This is a genomic window from Hallella sp., assembly GCF_037460745.1.
Taxonomy (GTDB): domain Bacteria; phylum Bacteroidota; class Bacteroidia; order Bacteroidales; family Bacteroidaceae; genus Prevotella; species Prevotella faecis.
On record NZ_JAXVAE010000002.1, the window covers coordinates 1 to 1,448 of the forward strand.

Below are 1,448 nucleotides of genomic sequence, written 5' to 3' on the forward strand. Positions count from 1 at the left end.
TGCTGTATATTTCAATCGCGGATTAAGGTGCAAGGCTATCGCTGAATAGTTACATTTGATTAAGAAGAAATAGCAGGTATCGGTATTGTTGAATAGATAATTGCCATCTATGGTAAACAACGAGTCTGGATATATGATGTCACCTTGGACATCAATACCATCCCACAACGTCACCTTAGAAGGATAGAGGTCACTATCAATAGGCAAATATGCAGGTTGCAATAGACAATCCACACTATCAATCGTATCGTAGTGGGAGGCACCTATAAATAAGGTGTCATTCGTACGATTCGTGAAAATGGCGATAGTCCTTGAATCACATATAGGGATGCATGAAGAGACCAAACTAAGAATGATCGCAATACCACCTAACAAATTTCTATATTTCTTATCTATTTTCATATTTTTTAGTAAGTAGGGTGTTCAAAAGCTAAGGTAATTGGGCTGTTTCTATAATGTTGTCATTATGAAAGACTTTGATGAACATCCTGTATTTCTTGTCTTTTACATACTGAAATGTGCCTACTTTTGCGTAGCTTGAGCCTTCAGGCGGGATTTTTTTTAATATCTGTGTTTCCATGTAGTTGCCCTCAAAATCATCTAGACGGAATTGTACAGAATAACCTTCTGGTATATTATTGTCAGATCCTACGTAAACTTCAACAAACACATAACAATCTTGCTTGAAATAAGCTATTAACTTTCTCAAGGCTGCAAAATCTTTGTGCGCTAATATAAGTATAGCCTGTTTCATAGTTTCTTAGTTTTAGATGGTTGTTAAAAGCGACACCCATAGAAAAGTTTTCGTATTTCTTTTTGCAAAAGAAGAAAATCTTTTGGGCAATTGCAAGTTTTGAGAGTTAAAACTTATACTTGCTTTTGCATTTTTACGGTAAATTATGTTTTATGGAGTAGGAGCCGGAAGTTGTAGTGTTAAATTCCCACCTTGGTTGCTCTTTACCCTTCAGAGGAGCATTTTTTTCAAGCGCACTCGGTGAATGTCCAAAATGAAGAAATGTTTGTCAAAAAGGGAATAAAATTCGCCTTTTACCCTAATTTTTGTTTTCTTTGCATTCGAAATGAATTCAGTTAATGAGTAATTCGGCAATACTTACCATCACGGGAAGCGACAGCACAGGTGGATCGGGCGTTCAGGCCGACATCACCACGATATCGGCACTCGGCTCCAAGGCTGTGTCGGTCATCACCTCGGTGACCTTGCAAAATACCCTGGGTATCCAGCATTTCTATGATTTGCCGGCTCCCATTGTAAGCGGACAGCTCGACGCCATCGTCGATGATGTGATGCCCGAGACGGTGAAGATAGGTATGGTTAGAAACACGGAGGTACTGAAAGCCATTGTGAGTGCCCTGCGGCGTTACAAGCCCAAGTCGGTGGTGTACGCTCCAGTGCTCTTCTCCAGCCACGGCGACCGACTGATGGGAAC

3 protein-coding genes are annotated in these 1,448 nt (G+C 40.3%); 1 reads left to right on the plus strand and 2 read right to left on the minus strand.

Features of this window, described 5'->3' with window-relative positions; genetic code table 11:
• On the minus strand, nt 1-402 hold a 402-nt coding region (locus WKK33_RS00005), incomplete at its 3' end, for a hypothetical protein (protein ID WP_337931945.1).
• A 28-nt stretch (nt 403-430) separates the two neighbouring features.
• Nucleotides 431-754, minus strand: coding sequence for a hypothetical protein (locus tag WKK33_RS00010; RefSeq protein WP_337931946.1), 324 nt, complete (start codon nt 752-754; stop codon nt 431-433).
• A 338-nt stretch (nt 755-1,092) separates the two neighbouring features.
• Between WKK33_RS00010 and WKK33_RS00015 the strand changes: the two genes are divergently transcribed.
• Nucleotides 1,093-1,448, plus strand: a 356-nt coding sequence (locus tag WKK33_RS00015) for a bifunctional hydroxymethylpyrimidine kinase/phosphomethylpyrimidine kinase (protein ID WP_337931947.1), incomplete at its 3' end; no start/stop codon positions are given.

Coding starts and splice junctions, on each gene's coding strand:
- WKK33_RS00010 (WP_337931946.1), bottom strand. CDS start 754: ATGAAACAGGCTATACTTATATTAGCGCACAAAGATTTTGCAGCCTTG.